Annotated in this window: 14 protein-coding genes; 7 read left to right on the top strand and 7 right to left on the bottom strand. The window is 32.6% G+C overall.

Annotation, left to right across the window (positions count from 1 at the left end):
- The first annotated feature begins 189 nt into the window (after positions 1–189).
- From D7I45_RS01140 to D7I45_RS01110, 7 genes are all read left to right on the top strand, one after another.
- Complete coding sequence (locus D7I45_RS01140; protein WP_120783965.1) at positions 190–1,098, top strand: ABC transporter ATP-binding protein; 909 nt, start codon at positions 190–192, stop codon at positions 1,096–1,098.
- Entirely contained in the window at positions 1,098–1,844 is a 747-nt protein-coding gene (locus tag D7I45_RS01135; protein ID WP_120783964.1) for an ABC transporter permease, read from the top strand. Before D7I45_RS01140 ends, D7I45_RS01135 begins: the two co-directional genes overlap by 1 nt.
- A gap of 112 nt (positions 1,845–1,956) precedes the next feature.
- Positions 1,957–2,775, top strand: coding sequence for a hypothetical protein (locus tag D7I45_RS01130; RefSeq protein ID WP_120783963.1), 819 nt, complete (start codon positions 1,957–1,959; stop codon positions 2,773–2,775).
- A gap of 160 nt (positions 2,776–2,935) precedes the next feature.
- Positions 2,936–3,388 (top strand): MarR family winged helix-turn-helix transcriptional regulator, encoded by a 453-nt coding sequence (locus tag D7I45_RS01125; protein WP_120783962.1) that lies wholly within the window; start codon positions 2,936–2,938, stop codon positions 3,386–3,388.
- A gap of 362 nt (positions 3,389–3,750) precedes the next feature.
- Positions 3,751–5,076: an amino acid permease gene (locus D7I45_RS01120; RefSeq protein ID WP_120784857.1), complete on the top strand. Its 1,326-nt coding sequence runs from the start codon at positions 3,751–3,753 to the stop codon at positions 5,074–5,076.
- Between the two features lie 312 nt (positions 5,077–5,388).
- The gene (locus D7I45_RS01115; protein WP_120784856.1) at positions 5,389–6,741 is read left to right on the top strand and encodes an amino acid permease; all 1,353 of its coding nucleotides are present in this window, start codon (positions 5,389–5,391) and stop codon (positions 6,739–6,741) included.
- Between the two features lie 194 nt (positions 6,742–6,935).
- On the top strand, positions 6,936–8,396 hold the full coding sequence (locus D7I45_RS01110; protein ID WP_120783961.1) for an APC family permease: 1,461 nt from the start codon (positions 6,936–6,938) through the stop codon (positions 8,394–8,396).
- A 61-nt stretch (positions 8,397–8,457) separates the two neighbouring features.
- Here D7I45_RS01110 and D7I45_RS01105 read toward each other — a convergent pair whose 3' ends face one another.
- The 7 genes from D7I45_RS01105 to D7I45_RS01075 form a co-directional block, all read right to left on the bottom strand.
- Positions 8,458–9,972: a hypothetical protein gene (locus D7I45_RS01105; protein WP_120783960.1), complete on the bottom strand. Its 1,515-nt coding sequence runs from the start codon at positions 9,970–9,972 to the stop codon at positions 8,458–8,460.
- Between the two features lie 93 nt (positions 9,973–10,065).
- The gene (locus D7I45_RS01100) at positions 10,066–11,400 is read right to left on the bottom strand and encodes an FAD-dependent oxidoreductase (protein ID WP_120783959.1); all 1,335 of its coding nucleotides are present in this window, start codon (positions 11,398–11,400) and stop codon (positions 10,066–10,068) included.
- Positions 11,401–11,824: 424 nt separating this feature from the next.
- Entirely contained in the window at positions 11,825–13,042 is a 1,218-nt protein-coding gene (locus tag D7I45_RS01095) for an MFS transporter (protein WP_162924060.1), read from the bottom strand.
- A gap of 193 nt (positions 13,043–13,235) precedes the next feature.
- A complete protein-coding gene (locus tag D7I45_RS01090; RefSeq protein ID WP_120783957.1) occupies positions 13,236–14,660 on the bottom strand; it encodes an oligosaccharide flippase family protein in 1,425 nt (474 codons plus the stop codon).
- A gap of 2 nt (positions 14,661–14,662) precedes the next feature.
- On the bottom strand, positions 14,663–15,790 hold the full coding sequence (gene glf / locus D7I45_RS01085) for a UDP-galactopyranose mutase (RefSeq protein WP_120783956.1): 1,128 nt from the start codon (positions 15,788–15,790) through the stop codon (positions 14,663–14,665).
- Positions 15,791–15,810: 20 nt separating this feature from the next.
- Positions 15,811–16,719: a glycosyltransferase family 2 protein gene (locus D7I45_RS01080; protein ID WP_120783955.1), complete on the bottom strand. Its 909-nt coding sequence runs from the start codon at positions 16,717–16,719 to the stop codon at positions 15,811–15,813.
- A gap of 61 nt (positions 16,720–16,780) precedes the next feature.
- A complete protein-coding gene (locus D7I45_RS01075) occupies positions 16,781–17,950 on the bottom strand; it encodes a glycosyltransferase (protein ID WP_242446915.1) in 1,170 nt (389 codons plus the stop codon).
- Positions 17,951–17,952 lie beyond the last annotated feature (2 nt).

Raw genomic sequence — 17,952 nt, 5'->3', positions numbered from 1 at the left:
ACTAACATGTTATGCAATTGTTACAGTACTGTTACAATTTATTTCAGGCGTGAAACATTAGTGGAATGTTTCCTAATGCCGCGGGGTTGCCACCACTTCAAATTTTAAGATTAAATAGTTGACTTTTTAAACTAAAATATATATAGTTTGTTACATAAGTAATTAACTAATTTAGAAGGAGATAAGTTTATGACTACACTAGAAATCAAAAACTTAAACAAGTTTTTTGGTCACAAACAAGCTTTATACGACGTGTCTTTTGACATGCAACCAGGTACTATCCTAGGTCTTATCGGTCCTAATGGTGCTGGTAAATCAACTATTATGAAAAGTATTGTTGGACTAACTAACTACAACTCAGGTTCCATTACTATTGATGGAAAGCCTTTATCTAAGAACCACCGTAAGGGACTACAAAATGTAGGTTCTATGATTGAATCACCTGCTCCATACCCTAACTTAACTGGTCGCCAAAACCTTAAGTTATTTAATGATGGTTCTACTACTAACGAAGAAATGCAACAAATAATGGAAGAAACTCAAATTATTGACTTCGCAGATCGTAAAGCTAAGAAGTATTCATTAGGTATGAAGCAACGTTTAGGAGTAGCTATCGCCTTATTAAACCATCCTAAGTTATTAATCTTAGATGAACCTATGAATGGTTTAGATCCACAATCTACTCATGACCTACGTGAATTATTAGTTAACTTATCTAAACGTGGTATCAGTATTTTAATTTCTAGTCACTTATTAGATGAACTAGCAAGAATTGCTGATTACTATGTAGTTATTAACCACGGTAAGGTTATTAAGAAAGCTGATTCACAATCATTCTTATCTGAAGGTCCTAAGACTGTTAGATTCGAAACTGACGATTTAGATAAAGCTTACGATGCTTTAGTTACTGCTGGTTTCGAAGTTACTAAGAATGATAAAAACGTTGAAATTGCAGATACTAACGAATCCATGAACGCTGCATTAGCTGCACTAAGCAATGCCGGACTAGAAATTCTAAACGTATCTAGAAACCAAGTAGATTTAGAAGAATCACTATTAAATCTACTAACTGACGACAACCAAAAGGAGGCTAAATAATGCTTACTTTATTAAGACAAGAATTATATAAACAAATCCATGGCTGGTTCTACATTGGCTGGGGAATTGTGATTCTAGCATTATCACTTATGACTGGTTTCTTCTACACTAACAGTCATCAACTATCTGTTATTAACAACAGTAGTCGTATCTTTGGTAATGCCATGATCGGTGTTTTAGTGGCTATGATTGTTTTTGCAAGTACAGTAATTAACTCAGACTTCTCTAACAACACCGTTAAATACCTATTTGCTCGCCAATTCTCACGCTTACAAATTTTCATTTCTAAAATTATTACTACTATATTAATGTACGTTTACTTGGTCATCGTTGCCTTTATAGGTTCTGGAATTTCCAACATCCTATTCAACCAAAATCGTACATTCTTATTCAACGATATGTTCGTTCAATTGGCTGCTCGTTCTTTCTACTTAGTATTAATGATTCCTCTAGTTATTCTAATCAGTAACATCTTTAGAAATAATGGAGTAGCTATTGCTATCGGTATCGTATTTTACTTCGTAAGTAACTTAATTAATGCTATCATTTCCATCTTTATGGATAAGTTACCTATCGTTAAGTTCAACCCATTGAACTTCTTAAACGTATACAACGAATTCATATACCCTAAATTAATTTCTCAAGTTACTCAATTGTCACTAACACAAATTGAAATTGGTGCAGTTGTTTGGGGAATCGTATTCCTAGTTATTTCATACTTGGTATACAATCACCGTAACGTTTAATGGTATTACTTAGGCGCGGCTTGCTTATTTTTAAGCCGCGCTTTTTGTATTGACTACTATTCTAAAAGTGATAAACTCATCATATGATTATATAGATTTGGAGGCCAATACATTGGTTGATTTATTGAAACAAGAGATGAATAAGAAGAACCGTATTATTTTCGGTTGTATGGCCCTTTTCCTATTCATTGTTACCATCTTAATGGCCATTATCGGAAAAGATACTAAAACCTTAGATGGGTTGAAGTTAATGAATTCCTTCGGTGGAGTTACTACTCTAATTGAAACTTTAATTACTATTATTGTGGCTACTCGTTTTGCGGGTGTCGATAGTAACAAACAAGTTAGAGAAAACATTGCTAACCACCACAGTAAAAGAAGTATTTTCTTTGCAAAATTAATTGCTAGTATCATTGCTTACCTACTATTATTAGTGGTAGCTGTGATTGCTATTTTAATTATGAAATACCTAATCTTTACTGACATGCCACTTGCTGGTCGTCTATCACTAGAATTGCAATGGGCAGTATTAGGTAACATGGCTTACACTTTAATTTTTGAAACTTTCGTCATGTTAGTTATTGGTTTCTGTAAGACTTGGTACAGTGCGATTGCTTTCGGAATTGCATGTACTTACATTACTGAAATCATTGCGGGTATCTTTATGATCTTTATTTACGTACACCGTGAATTAATCTATAACCCATTTAACTTCTTCTTCGTGGAAAAACAAATCCAAGATGGTATGAAGCATATGATGACTAGATTGACTATGAATCAAATCGTTGCCGGATCTATTCTTTATGCTCTTATCTTCTTCGTATTAGCTTACATCATATTCGTATATGTAAGACACTTCCCTACCGATGAAGAATTGGTTGCTAAGCGCGAGGCTAAAAAGCAAAAGAAACAAAAAATTCAAAACGCATAATTAATTAAAAAATGCATAAAAATAAGCACTGTGATAAAATTCGCAGTGCTTATTTTGTTGACCTATTTCATTCTAGTGATATTATTTAATATTGTATACAATATAATCATTCACAATTTAAAAATCGTAACCACCGAACTGAAGAAAGGAGTTTGTATATATGACTAGAAAAATCGTATTAGACAATCAAATTTGTTTTCAAATTTCTCGTGCTCACCAATTATTCAATAAATTCTATCAAGAACCTTTAAGCAAATTTAACTTAACTTATGTACAATACGTTACTTTACTATCCCTATGGGAAAAAGATGGGGTTACTGTTAACTACCTAAGCCAAAAATTAGGTCTATCTAACGGTACTTTAACTCCACTATTGAAACGCCTAGAAAAAGCTGGTTGGATTACCAGAACTCGTGATAAAGCCGATGAACGTCGTGTTTTAATTCACTTAACTGAACTAGGTAAACAAAAGAAAGAACCTATTTTAAATGCTGTTCAAGGTTGCTTGAACCGTCTAGACTACAGTGATCAACAATTCGATGAAGTAATGGATACTATCGAAGATCTACAAGACCGTCTAGAAAAATCCGAGAAAAAAGATTGTGAAAAATAATTAATTTGTTATCAATTTGTTGACAGGTGTCAACTGATAGTATACAATACTTAATATTGAGAAAAGACATGTTGGTTAATTCAACTATTCAGGGAGAGTTAGCATTAACTGGAAGCTAACTTATAGCCAATTAATCAATACCACTTTTCGAACTATCAAGAATCGATAATATATTAATGACTATGAGGGTATTGTGTATATTTGCGCAATACTGAATATGGGTGGAACCACGTTATAAACGTCCCTAGCACTAGTTGCTAGAGGCGTTTTTTATTTTCACTTCCTCAAATTTATAAAAGAAGGTGGATATTTTGTCGAACAAAGATAATGATCAATTAGAAAGAAAGCTTAGCGCTCGTCATATGAAAATGATTGCGTTAGGTGGAACTATCGGTGTCGGTTTATTCATGGGGGCTAAATCAACCATTGGCTGGACCGGACCTTCCGTATTATTAGACTACGCTATCGCCGGTCTATTCTTATACTTAATTATGCGTGCCCTAGGAGAAATGTTATATGTACATCCAGTTACTGGATCTTTCTCCCAATTTGCTTCTGAATACTTACACCCCGTTTTCGGTTACTTAACTGCTTGGAGTAATGTTTTCCAATACATCGTGGTAGGAATTTCTGAAGTTATTGCTATCGGTACTTATATGCAATTCTGGTGGCCACATCTACCTACTTGGTTACCTGGTGTTATCGCCATTGTTTTCTTATGTATTGCTAACTTAGTATCCGTTAGTGCATTCGGTGAATTAGAATACTGGTTCGCCCTAATCAAGGTAGTTACTATCATCGCTATGATTTTAGTCGGCTTAGTCGTAATTATTTTAGGTATTAACGGCATTGGACCTACTGGTATTTCTAATATCTGGCACTTTGGTTTCTTTGCCCACGGAGTTAAAGGATTCTTCTTTGCCCTATCTATCGTAATTGCTTCTTATCAAGGAATTGAATTAATCGGAGTTACTGCCGGTGAAGCCGAAAATCCTAAGGAAACTTTAGTTAAAGCTATTCAAGATACTATCGGTCGTATTTTAATCTTTTACATCGGTGCTATTTTTGTTATCTTGAGTATCTATCCTTGGAATAACATCAGCCAAATCGGTTCACCTTTCGTAGAAACTTTCTCTCAAGTAGGTATCACTGCCGCAGCTTCTATCATTAACTTCGTGGTAGTCACTGCTGCTCTATCTGGATCTAACTCCGGTATCTACAGTGCTAGTCGTATGGAATTTCTACTTTCTGAAGAAGGTCAACTACCTAAGTTATTTAAGAAATTAAACCGTCATGGAGTTCCTTATGTATCCGTAATTAGTATCTCTGCAGGGATTTTATTAGGTCTAGCATTAAACGTACTACTACCTTTATTCTTCCCTTCAGCTAACCAAATTTTCGTTTATGTATACAGTTCATCCGTGCTACCTGGTATGGTGCCATGGTTTATTATCTTAGTATCACAACTTAAGTTTAGAAAAAAACACCCTGAAGAGTTAGTGAACCATCCATTCAAGATGCCACTATCTCCTTATACTAACTATGTAACTTTATTCTTCTTAATGGTTACTTTAGTATTTATGTTTATTAACAGTTCTACTCGTATTCCATTGATTATCGGAATCGTCTTTCTAGCTGTTATGACTATTTTATACTTCGTTAAATTTAACCCAAAGAAAAATAATTAATGCGTGATTTAATTTTGCACTTAGTATATTGCTTGACATGAAGTGTAAACTATAATAACATTTTTTAAATAATCAACATTAGAATTATGTAAAGAAAAACCGTCTTACTGGGGAACCATTTAATAGCTTGTCAGCAAGATTCTCGTTTTCATGTATGAGTTAAGAGATATGTTGTATAAATTATTAAAATAAAAAATTTTAGTTATTTCCGCAAATCCCTAGTACAATAGAAATTGAGTACTAGGTTTTTTATTACATAATTATTTATAGGATGGTGAAAAAATTATGGCAGAAAAGAAACAAGAAAAACAATTGGAGCGTAAGTTAAGCTCCCGCCAAATGCAAATGATCGCATTGGGTGGAACCATCGGAGTAGGTTTATTCATGGGTGCTAAGTCCACTATTGCCTGGACAGGTCCTTCCGTATTATTAGCATACGGAATTGCCGGTATCTTCTTGTACCTAATCATGCGTGCGCTAGGTGAAATGTTATACGATAATCCGATTAGTGGATCATTCTCACAATTCGCCGCAGAATACATGCACCCCGTTTTTGGTTATTTGACTGCTTGGTCAAACATTTTCCAATGGGTAGTCGTAGGGATTTCCGAAATGATTGCTATTGGAACTTATATGCAATTTTGGTGGCCTTCCATTCCATCATGGGTACCCGGAATTATCGCAATCGTCTTCTTATGTATTGCTAACTTAATTTCCGTAAGTACCTTTGGTGAATTGGAATACTGGTTCGCCCTTATCAAAGTGGTAACTATTATTGCTATGATTGCCGTAGGTTTAGTTATTATTGTTCTAGGATTTAACGGCGTGGGTCCTACCGGAATTTCTCAATTATGGTCACACGGTTTCTTTACCGGTGGTATTAAAGGATTCTTCTTCGCATTATCTATCGTGTTCGCTTCTTATCAAGGAATCGAATTAATCGGTGTTACTGCAGGTGAAGCTGAAAATCCTAAACAAACTTTAGTCAAGGCTATTCAAGATACCATTGGTCGTATCTTAATCTTCTACATTGGTTCAATCTTTGTTATGTTATCCATTTACCCATGGGACAAGATTGCTAACATCGGTTCACCTTTCGTAGAAACCTTCTCTCAAGTAGGTATTACTGCTGCAGCTTCTATCATTAACTTTGTGGTACTAACTGCTGCTTTATCTGGTTCTAACTCAGCTATTTACAGTTCCAGTCGTATGTCATACCTATTAGCTCAACAAGGCCAACTACCTGATCGTTACAACAAAATTAACCGTCATGGTGTTCCATACATTTCAGTAATTTCTATTGCTACTGGTATTTTACTAGGGGTATTACTAAACGTTATCTTGCCACTACTATACAGTGGTGCTAACCAAATCTTCGTTTACGTATACAGTTCTTCTGTATTACCAGGTATGGTTCCTTGGTTTATTATCATCGTATCTGAATTAAGATTTAGAAAACAACATCCAGAAAAATTAGTAAATCATCCATTCCAGATGCCATTTGCTCCATATTCTAACTATCTAACATTGATCGTATTGTTTATTACATTAATCTTTATGTTCTTTAACAGCGATACTCGTATTCCATTGTTAGTAGGTGTTGTCTTCTTAGCATTTATGACAATTCTATACTTTGTTAAATTCAACAAACGCGATCATAAATAAAATAATATAGACGGTAGCCACCCTTTTACTATTCAAGGGTGGCTATTTTCATGTTAAAATAGTTAAGTATGTTTTTAATTTGTCAACTATTAGTTGACAATCGAATATTTAATATATAAAATATTAATAATTTCTCATCAAATTCTAATGAACGGGTAATAATCCCGTCTACATAAAAGAAAGAGGTAATGTTTATGGCGAATCTATTCAAACGAATAAATCGTAAAGAAGACCCTAGTGTCTATGAAAAGAAGGACTCTGAGATGGTAAGATCACTTACCACTAAAGACTTCTTAGCACTAGGTGTAGGTACTATTGTTTCTACTGCAATTTTCACCCTTCCTGGAATCGTGGCCGCACATAATGCCGGCCCTGCAGTTACTATTTCATTCTTATTAGCTGCGGTAGTAGCTGGATTAGTAGCTTTATCATACGCTGAAATGGCATCTGCTATGCCTTTCGCTGGTTCTGCTTATTCCTGGATTAACGTTGTGTTAGGTGAATTCTGGGGCTGGGTTGCCGGCTGGGCTCTACTAGCCGAATACTTTATTGCTGTATCCTTCGTGGCTGCTGGATTGTCCGCTAACTTCCGTGGATTAATCGCACCACTGGGTATTAACTTCCCTACTTACTTAGCTAATCCTATTAGTTCTAAGGGTGGTTTAGTAGATATTTGTACCGTCGCCATTATTTTAATCGTTATGTTCTTAATTACACGTGGTGATAAACAAACCTCTAAAGTAGAAAACGTCTTAGTTATTCTAAAGGTATTAGCTGTCCTAGTATTTATCGTAGTAGGTGCTACTGCCATTCATTTAGGTAACTACGTTCCATTTATCCCTGCTCACCACGTAAACGCTGATGGCACTAACTTTGGTGGCTTTAGTGGTATTTATGCCGGAGTTTCCGTAATTTTCCTATCATACATTGGTTTTGATTCTATTGCAGCTAACTCTGCCGAAGCTAAAGATCCTCAAAAGACTATGCCTCGTGGTATTATCGGTTCCCTAGTAATTGCCGTTACTTTGTTCGTAGCTGTATCACTAGTGCTAGTAGGTATGTTCAAATACACTAACTACGCTAACAATGCTGAACCTGTAGGTTGGGCACTTCGTCAAGCTGGTCACCCACTAGTAGCTTCCGGTGTACAAATCATCGCGGTAGTGGGTATGTTCACTGCTCTAATCGGTATGATGATGGCTGGATCTCGTCTAATCTACTCCTTTGGTAGAGACGGTATGCTACCTAAGTTCTTAGGTAAAGTCGACAAAGCTCGTCGTCTTCCATTAAATGCAATCATTACTATTACTGTAATTTCTGTATTAATCGGTGCCCTACTAACCTTTAACTTCCTATCACAGTTAATTTCTGCTGGTACTTTAATTGCGTTTATGTTCGTTTCTTTAGGTGTATATCCATTAAGAAAGCGTGAAGGCAAAGATATTAGTGTTCCTGGCTTTAAAGAGCCTTTATACCCTATCATGCCTGCATTAGGTTTTCTAGCCTCTCTATGGGTATTTTGGGGCTTAGACAACGATGCTAAACTATATGCTCTAGTATGGTTCATTATCGGAATGATCATTTACTTCGCATACGGTATGAAACATCGTGCAGATAGCCAAAAAGCCGAAACTAAAGATAATGAAGATTTCTAATTAAATAATAGATAGTAAAAAAGGATGACTCCATTTAAGGAGCCATCCTTTTTATTTAGTATTAATTTTTACGTTCATATAAAGCAACCTTACCTTGGTGATGACTACGATAGTTATACCATCTGTCTTCTACTCTACGGTAGTGCTTATTTAAGAACTTACGATCTTTCTTTGGTAATAATTCATCTGGATAATATTTAGTTACCACGAACTTGTATTTCAAGGAATGTAAGTATTGACGTTGTGTCTTACCCATTGACTTGAAATTAATATTATTTCTAACAAAGTATAAGTTCTTAGCATAAGTATCAGTATAAGTATACATACCAGTATCTAGTGCATAGTAGTTTAAAATACTCTTATCTTTTGAACGATTAATGTGCTTTGCAAAAGAAGTTTCGTATAAGCGGTTGGAACCAGCAACATATGTACTACTACGGTAGTTATTGTTGGTTACAAAGATCCCTAAGAAAGCAATTACAGATAAAGATACTAAAATCCAATTCTTATCAGCATAACGTTCTAAAAATTGACCTACATAGTGTAGGAAGAAGAATAAGAATGGTAGACAGGCAAATAAGTAGTATGAAAAACTTGCACCACCTACATCATAAGTTAATGCGATATCTAAGAAAGTTAATAAAGCTAGTAAGAACTTGTTACCATCTGCCATCTTAGATTGTTGTACATACTTAACTACCGCTGCAATGAACAAGAAGATCATTAAGAAGTACACTGTACGAATAATAATAAAGTGTGAATGTAATCCAAAAGTAGGTAATAAAATCTTACTTAGTAGATACATTCCAGCAGTATCTTGCACATGATAGTGAGTTAGGTTCAAGTAGAAGTAATCATAGAACATATCCTTTAGCGCACCAGTAAATAAGTACAATAACAAAATAGGTACTGTAACTACTAGAAATCCAACTACTGCATCTAAAATAATTATGCCTAAATCTTTGAAACGCTTAGTAAATAAGCAAGCAAAGAATAAGAAGGCAAAGAAAATTACCCATGGAATAATCAATGAGTACTTAATCCAGAATAAAATAGCAATAAATATTCCATTAACTACATAGTATCTACGTGGCATATCATACCAATCATATTTAATGATGGAATAAATTAAGATAAGTAAAAATGCCATAGCGTATTCTTCTGGTAAGTCCCCATAGAAGAACAAACGACTAGTAAAGGCAACTGGAATAAATAAGAAACTACAAGTAATAGCTACTTTAGGACTTAATCTAAATGCAAAAATACGTTTTAAGTAAACTAAGTCTAGAAATAATAACAACGATTCAATTACATAAATCAATATGTAAGAATGATAATCTACTAATGCATTAGCAGAATGTATCAAGTAAATTAAAGGTCCACGATTGTCAAATAAGTCTTTGTAAGGCATTAGACCATGTAATAGGCCTTTCCCCACTGTCAACATAGTATTGGCATCTAATGAACGATTAATTGCATAAAATGGTGATGTGGTAGTTAAAAAGAACATGACCACAAAACTAACTATCAAAAACATAATATTTTCTTTAGTTAGAGATTTAATGATTTTTTTCATCACCGTACACCTCGTAGTAAATATTTTAACGTAACAAAAAAAGCCATAAAGGCTTTTTTAGCTTTGATACATTTTACCATACTATTTAAAAATTCATTCCTCTTTTGCTTGTGCTGCTTGACCTAAAATATTCAAGTAGTTGAATGGACGATCAAAGTTAGGTTGAAATAACATATCTATCATAGCTAAATCATCAATAGTATTACGGTTTTGAATCATAGCAGACAACGTATTAGCCGATTGAGAAATGTCGTACTTACTCATTAGAGCACCACCCAAGATACGACGATCTACAGGGCTGTAAACTAACTGCATCCATACTTCTTCAGTACTTGGCATAAACTCTGGACGGTAGTTATCCTTAACTACTACTGAATGAGCTTCAATACCCTTCTTTTTAGCCATTTCAACAGTCATTCCGGTAGATACAATGGAGTAGTCATATAGTTGTAATCCTGATGAGGATTGAGTTCCCATATATTTAACAGTAGGTTTTAGAATATTTTTGCCTACTAAAATACCTTGTCTAATAGCATTAGTAGCTAATGGAATATATTCATTGGTATCGCTAGGATTAAAGTGAACTGCAGCACTATCTCCAGCAGCAAAAATATCTGGATCAGATGACTGCATGTATTCATTAGTAATAATGGCACCGTTGTCCATCATGTCGACCTTACCTTCCAATAATTCACTATTAGGACGGAAACCAACACACAATATAGCCATATCCGCTTTAATATTCTTGTCATCTAGAGTTAAAGTTAATTCATTGTCTCCAGCAAAGCGTTTTACTCGTTTACCTAACTCTAACTTCACATCATGTTCTCGATATAAGTCTGCGATTTTATCAGTGATTTTTTCATCAAAATATTTAGAAAGAATACGTTTATCACTGTTAATTAAGGTAGTTTCGTGTCCGTGATTGGAGAAAGCTTCTGCTAATTCAGCTCCAATATAACCACCGCCTACCACCGCTATACGGCGATTTTTTTGCGCTTCTTTAAATAAGATTTGTGCGTCATGCCAATTCTTACAGAAATATACATTCTTGTTATCACGACCTGGAATAGCAGGTAGTACTGGACTAGAACCAGTGGTCATAACTAACTTGTCATAGTGATCAGTGAAGAAGTCGTTGTCACGTAAATCTTCTACTTCAATAGTTTTATTTTTAGTATCAATAGATTTTACACCATGTAACATTTTTACATTGGCACCTAATTCTGCTAATTCAGCAGGACTAGAGTAAAATAATCCTTTTGGATCTTTTACCTTACCATCTAAATATAACGCAATTCCACATGATAAAAATGATATGTTGTCATTGCGTTCATAAATAGTAACTTGAGCGTCAGGGTGTTCCTTTAGGATTTGCTTAACCACAAAAGTACCAGCGTGAGTGCAACCAATTACAATAATTTTCATTTTTAACCCTCTCTTCAACTCTTAAAAATTGTTTTTACACTTTCATTATATGTCTTGTGAAATAAAGCACAAGATTTTGGCTCAAATTTAAATAAATCTTAAGAAAATAAAAAACACTGCTTATTACTAAATTAGTAATAAGCAGCGTTTTAGAGTATATATGAAGAAATCTACACTAATTAATAAAATTAGATAGTGTAGTTATAATACAGTTTTAGATTAAAAATAAACATACAAAATCCTAATACATGTATTGAGGTGTGTCAATAATAAATTACGTATTAAAACGATAATTTTTCATTAATTCTTAAAATTTATATATTTCTAACATTAAAAGTATTATTAGACAAAAGATAATATAAATTATATAGTATCGATTATTACAACAATATCTAAAATAATTGTCTCCTAAATATGAAAAATACTAAACTTTATCATAATTCTTTAAATTAGGAACTTTCCATTTTACTAATATGAAAGTAATTAATACTACTACTGCACTCATATAAAATACTACGTTATAGTCCCAAATAGATGAAACTACACTTCCTAATACTGATCCGATACAAATCCCCACTGCTTGCGCTCCTTGATTCAAGCTAAACGCCATACCAGTAGAAGTGGCTGGAGTTCCCTTAGCCAATAGAGTTTGTACAGATGGGAATAAAGCAGCATTAGAAATACCTGTTAAGAATCTAAATACACCGAAGAATAATACGGTAGGAGCAAAGCCTTGTGGGAATAAGAATAAAATAGCCAAAATGAATCCACAAGTTAATACGCGACTAGTTCCGTGTTTATCACCAAATTTGCCAAAGAATGGCGATACCATAACCATTCCAATCCCAGGCATAGCAGCTACTATTCCTGATACTAATGATAAATTATTGGAATTTCCCATTAATTCTTTTACATATAAAGTAATTAACGGATTAATAGAGTTATTCATAATTTGTAGGGCTATGGAAATAACTAGAATCCATACCACAAATTTTGTATCATGAAACCCTTGAATAATCTTGATAAAGGATTCCTTCTTTTCCTTTAACTTAGCTGGATCTGGCTTAAAGTGTTCTTCCACAAAGAAGTAAGTTAATAGAAAGAAAGAGAGCAATAATAATCCAGTAACCATAAAAGAAACTCGAATACTTAAAATCTTAACCAAGAATCCTCCAAAAATAGGTCCTACTAAAAATCCACTAGTGTATCCGGTAGACAATAAACTCAATGCATACCCTGTCTTTTGACGAGGAGTTCCAGTAGCCACTAAGGCAATCGAGTTAGGAATAACCCCATCAAAAAATCCTTGAAGTGCTTTTAAGAAGAATAGTTCCCAAACATTAGTACAAAAAGCCATTAAGAATAAAGTAATAGCAGAACCTAATGAAGTTTGTAAAACTAATCGCTTTCTACCATGACGGTCAGCAAAACGTCCCCACATAGCAGAAGTAAAAATAACAACTACAAATGGAATCGCATAAATTGCCCCACTCCATAAGGAAATTGCACTCTTAGAAAAATTCCCTAATTCACTGATATATAGAGGCTGAAATGGAATAACTTCACTAAAAGCTATTCCAGTTAAAAAGGTTCCAAATAATAGGATCCATAAATTTTTACGCCAATATGAATTATCGTCCAAAATAATGTCTCCTTTCTTCATGAATTATCTAGTTTTATAATACCGTAATTTCACAAAAAAATAACAAAATCTGGTTTTAGATTTTGTTATTTTTTAATATTAAAAATTATATCTAAATTAATTATTTGTTTTTAGATTGTGGAATAATTTTACACTGTAGTTAATATACTATCAACTAATAGCATACATATTACTAATATTCTTTTCTCATTTTGTTAATAACTTTAAACACATTTGCTTTAAATATAAATATTAACAATAGATAAATGTCAACACCCATAAATATTTCTATAATTAATGCTGTCCATGTAAATGGTAATAATCCATTTAATATAAACACAACAAAAAACATTATTAATCCAGCAACGAAATATTTATAAGTATCTTTAAATAATTTATACATCAAAATTTGCTTTCTTATTGCAAATAATTGATATGCAGTTACTGCAAATTCAGAAATAACAGTAGCAATGATAGCACCAATTGTGCCAAGCCAAAAAATCAAAGGAATATTCATCATAATATTTACCACAGCACCTAATACTACTGAAGTAGTATATTGGTTAGCTTGTCTAGTTGGCAATAAATATTGAGTTCCTATAGCGTTACTCCAAGCTATTAGCAATATTACCGTTGATTCGACAGATAGCAACGGAGCTACCAATCCAAATTTACTGGAGAAAAATAAAGGAACCAATTTAGATGATATTGCAACTATCCCCATAAACATCGGCATCGAAATGGCAGTCACTATAGCGAAGCTATCATACAAATATTCTCTAGTCTTATGTTCTTCACCATTAGCAAAAGCATTAGCAACATGTGGAAGCATTACGGTTCCAGTAGCAGTTACAATTGCTAAAACAATTTTTACTATTTTATCTGATTGATCATAAAATCCACTTGATTGTACGGAAACTACAGAACCAAGCATAGTTTTATTTAAAACTAAATAAACTTGAGTTGCGACTTCCGGTACGAATAACATAATCGAAGGCCTAAAATGCTTCAAAATGTTAATTTTCTTCCAAACTGGCTTTTTTACATATTGTTTTAAATTTGAAAACATAGTTAAATTACCAAATAAAATAGATAATGAAATAATTAAAATATATAAAAATAAATCAGAAAATGATTTAACAAATATAAATATGCATACTAGTGTAAAAATTTTGACAACAAAGTTTCTAATAACAGTAACACTAAATTTTTCTATTCCCATAAAGAACCAAGAGACATCCAACATTGTTGCTATAATAGTAACAGACTGTGCTAAATAATATCCATAGTAATCAGAATCCGCGTAATTAAGAAGAAATATAAAGAACAATCCAAATGAGACTATCAACATAATCAGTCTAAGAAATAATATTTCCCAAAAAGTTTGTGATAATTTTTCTTTATTATCCCTAACGAATGCTATTTTTCTATTAGCATATAAATTAGTTCCTACACATCCAAAAAGAACAAAATATTGGATAATAGAATTTGTATACGAATTAATCCCAACTCCCTCTGGTCCTAAAGTCCTTGCCAAATAGGGTGTAGTTAATAAGGGCACTAACAATAAAAATATTTGGTAAGATGCATTGTATAGGAAATTTTTAATTATTCTCAATCTTATTCACCAAATTCTTGTTTTACTAATTGCAACGCTGCCATAATTGTTTGATCCATGTTGTAATAACGGTATTGTCCTAAACGACCTCCAAATACAACATTGCCAGCTTCTTTTTTAGCTAAATCAACATATTGCTTATATAATTCTTTGTTTTTTTGATTGTTAACTGGATAGTAAGGTTCCTTATCACGATTCCAGTTTTGTGGGTATTCATGAGTGATAATAGTTTTACCTTTATCCCCTTTACCAAATTCAAAATGCTTATGTTCAATCACTCTAGTATATGGAGTTTCAGCATCAGTATAGTTAACTACCGCATTTCCTTGGTAGTTGTCAACATCTTTTTCTTCAGTTTTAAAACGCAAACTACGATATTCTAGTTCACCTAATTGATAATTAAAAAATTGATCAATCATACCAGTAAAAATAATCTTGTCGTAACCAGCATTTAAATATTCATCTTTCTTAGCAAAGAAATCTGTATTCAATTTAACGTCAACTAAGTCACTTGATAACATTTTTTCAATAATCTGAGTGTATCCACCAATGGGAATACCTTGATATCGGTCATTGAAGTAGTTGTTATTGTAAGTAAATCTAAATGGTAGTCTACGAATAATAAATGATGGAAGGTCCTTAGCTGAACGACCCCATTGCTTTTCAGTGTATCCCTTAATTAATTTTTCATAGATATCAGTACCAGCTAGTGACAAAGCTTGTTCTTCGAGATTATTAGGCTTTTCTGGAAGATCTAATTCATTCTTTTGTTCTTCAATTTTTTGTTGTGCTTCTGCAGGAGTTTTGACACCCCATAGCTTATTAAAAGTATTCATATTAAATGGCAAGTTATACATTTCACCATTATAGTTAGCAACTGGGCTGTTAATATAATTGTTAAATTCAGCAAATTGATTAACATAGTCCCAAATGTTTTTCATACTAGTATGAAAAATATGAGCACCGTACATGTGTACATTAATTCCATCAATTTCTTTGGTATAAATGTTACCAGCAATATGATTTCTTTTTTCAATCACAGTAATATGATTACCCCTTTTGGCTGCTTCGTAAGCGAAAGTGGCTCCAAACAGTCCTGATCCAACTACTAGATAATTCAATGTGAACATTCTCCTTTTTTAAATGAATATTAATTGTTGTCTTTATAGTTATTATTTAAATTTGGAAATTTTATCTTTGGATTAAAGAAAATCCCACTTAAAATTCCCTTAAGAACTGTCATAAATCTTTTACATTTATTATTATCAGCCTTACATAATACTAAAAATAATAACAATGTATCAGATAACATTTTACGAACAAAATTATATTTTGGAAAATTATGTTTCATCGCATAAATATTATTTCTATACATTAATTTATATCTTGATAGCATATTTAAAGGACAATCATAGATGGTAACTTTCATATTATTGCTATCATGATGAACCAAGCTCTTGATAACGAAAAATGATTCGGTTCCCAGTTTATTATTTATCCTGCTAGTATATTCAAAGTCGTCTCCCCAAATAAACATCTCTGCTACAGGAAGTCCTACTTTCCTTACGGTATCTCTAGAGTATAAGAGTGATACAAAAGAAGCAATATCCACTTTAATCAAAGATTGATCAATACATTTATTCCAATCTTTTGAAGCTTCTGGACAGTTTGCACCACCGCCATTACTATACTGTACATTACTTGATAAAAATCCAAAATGTCCATCTTTTTCTTTAACAGATGCTACCAATTCTTCTAAAGAAGAGCTGGTAGGATATGTATCATCGTCCATAACCCAAAAATAATCCGAGTCAGTATGTTCAAATGCATACTTGGTTCCTATGCTAAATCCACCAGCTCCTCCAACATTCTCTGATAAATTCTTAATCTTATACAAATCATTTGTTAAAGTACTAAGATATTCAGTTGTCCCATCATCACTATTATTATTTACAATAATAATGTTTGATAAGGGATATGTTTGTTTTTCCAAACATTGTAAACACTTTTTTAAGCAATTTATTCTATTATAGGTAACAACAACTGCACTTATTTTCATGAAATAATAATCCTCCTATACTAAATTAAAAGCTAAGTATGCATTTTCTAGATTAATTAAACTATCTATCATATATTTTTTTTATTTCTCTTATAGAATTATTTAAATTATATTTAGAATCATGAACATCTTTATACATCTTTAACTTCTTTTCTTCATTGATATCACTATCCAATATATTCAATGCAACCTTTGCCCAACTTACATCATCTTCATCTAAAGAATAATAAGTTAATTCTCCAGTTATGTTTTCATCCAATGGAACAACTCCTTCTGAAACAAGTCCAGGAACACCGGCTGCTTGGGATTCTACTAGAGCAAATGGAAAAGCTTCCACTATTGAAGGCATTAATATTAAATCTGCTGCGCTTAGTAAAACATCTACATCATTTCTTATACCAAGAAAAATAACATCATTTTCTAATCCGTATTTTTTTACTAATCTTAAAATGTTTGGATATTCATCACCATTTCCAACAATAACTAGTTTAACTCTAGAATTTAATGCCTTAATTTGATTAAATACATTGATTATTTTAGGATAATTCTTTTGATAATCAATTTTAGCAACTGTCATAATTATCTTACACGATTCTGAAATATTTAAATCGCTCATTGCATTTTTCTTTTTTTTATATGAAAATTCAAATTTATCCACATTAATCCCATTATTAATTACACTAAAATCACTATTTCCAAAAAAATGTATACCCGCATTTTTACTTGCTGCAAATTTTATTATATTATTATTTTTTTCTAACTTTAATTTATTAATTTTAGCAAATGTTTTATAGATACTTTTCTTTAAAAAAGTAGTAAACAAGCGTCCATTAATTGTTTCAAAAACATCTCTATCCATATGTGAATGAACTATCACTTTTAATCCATATTTTTGTGCTTCGTTTACCCAAAACATGACTCTATTGGTAGACAATCCATTTATATGAACTGCATCATAATCATGATGTTGCTTAAAAAAATCATGTGTTAATTTTTTCATCATAAAAAACTTTTTGATAATTTCTCCATCATAATCTCGAACAGGAACCGTTCTTACAACACCATCATTTTTTAATATTTCTTTTTCATATGCTATTTTCTCTTCGGAAAATTCTTTCACAAATTCAAATTCATATCCATCTCCATTTAATTTTCTGAAAATATTCATCATGAAAGTTTCAAGGCCACCATGGTTAGTTGTCATTCCTATAAATAATATTTTTTTATTCATCT

Origin of the sequence: Apilactobacillus bombintestini (assembly GCF_003627035.1) — a bacterium.
GTDB lineage: Bacteria > Bacillota > Bacilli > Lactobacillales > Lactobacillaceae > Apilactobacillus > Apilactobacillus bombintestini.
The sequence above is the reverse complement of the archived record's forward strand: the minus strand, read 5'-3'. Positions and strand labels throughout refer to the sequence as shown.

Coding starts and splice junctions, on each gene's coding strand:
- D7I45_RS01120 (WP_120784857.1), top strand. CDS start 3,751: ATGAAAATGATTGCGTTAGGTGGAACTATCGGTGTCGGTTTATTCATG.
- D7I45_RS01140 (WP_120783965.1), top strand. CDS start 190: ATGACTACACTAGAAATCAAAAACTTAAACAAGTTTTTTGGTCACAAA.
- D7I45_RS01075 (WP_242446915.1), bottom strand. CDS start 17,950: ATGAATAAAAAAATATTATTTATAGGAATGACAACTAACCATGGTGGC.
- D7I45_RS01105 (WP_120783960.1), bottom strand. CDS start 9,972: ATGAAAAAAATCATTAAATCTCTAACTAAAGAAAATATTATGTTTTTG.
- D7I45_RS01135 (WP_120783964.1), top strand. CDS start 1,098: ATGCTTACTTTATTAAGACAAGAATTATATAAACAAATCCATGGCTGG.
- D7I45_RS01125 (WP_120783962.1), top strand. CDS start 2,936: ATGACTAGAAAAATCGTATTAGACAATCAAATTTGTTTTCAAATTTCT.
- D7I45_RS01110 (WP_120783961.1), top strand. CDS start 6,936: ATGGCGAATCTATTCAAACGAATAAATCGTAAAGAAGACCCTAGTGTC.
- D7I45_RS01100 (WP_120783959.1), bottom strand. CDS start 11,400: ATGAAAATTATTGTAATTGGTTGCACTCACGCTGGTACTTTTGTGGTT.
- D7I45_RS01080 (WP_120783955.1), bottom strand. CDS start 16,719: ATGAAAATAAGTGCAGTTGTTGTTACCTATAATAGAATAAATTGCTTA.
- glf (WP_120783956.1), bottom strand. CDS start 15,790: ATGTTCACATTGAATTATCTAGTAGTTGGATCAGGACTGTTTGGAGCC.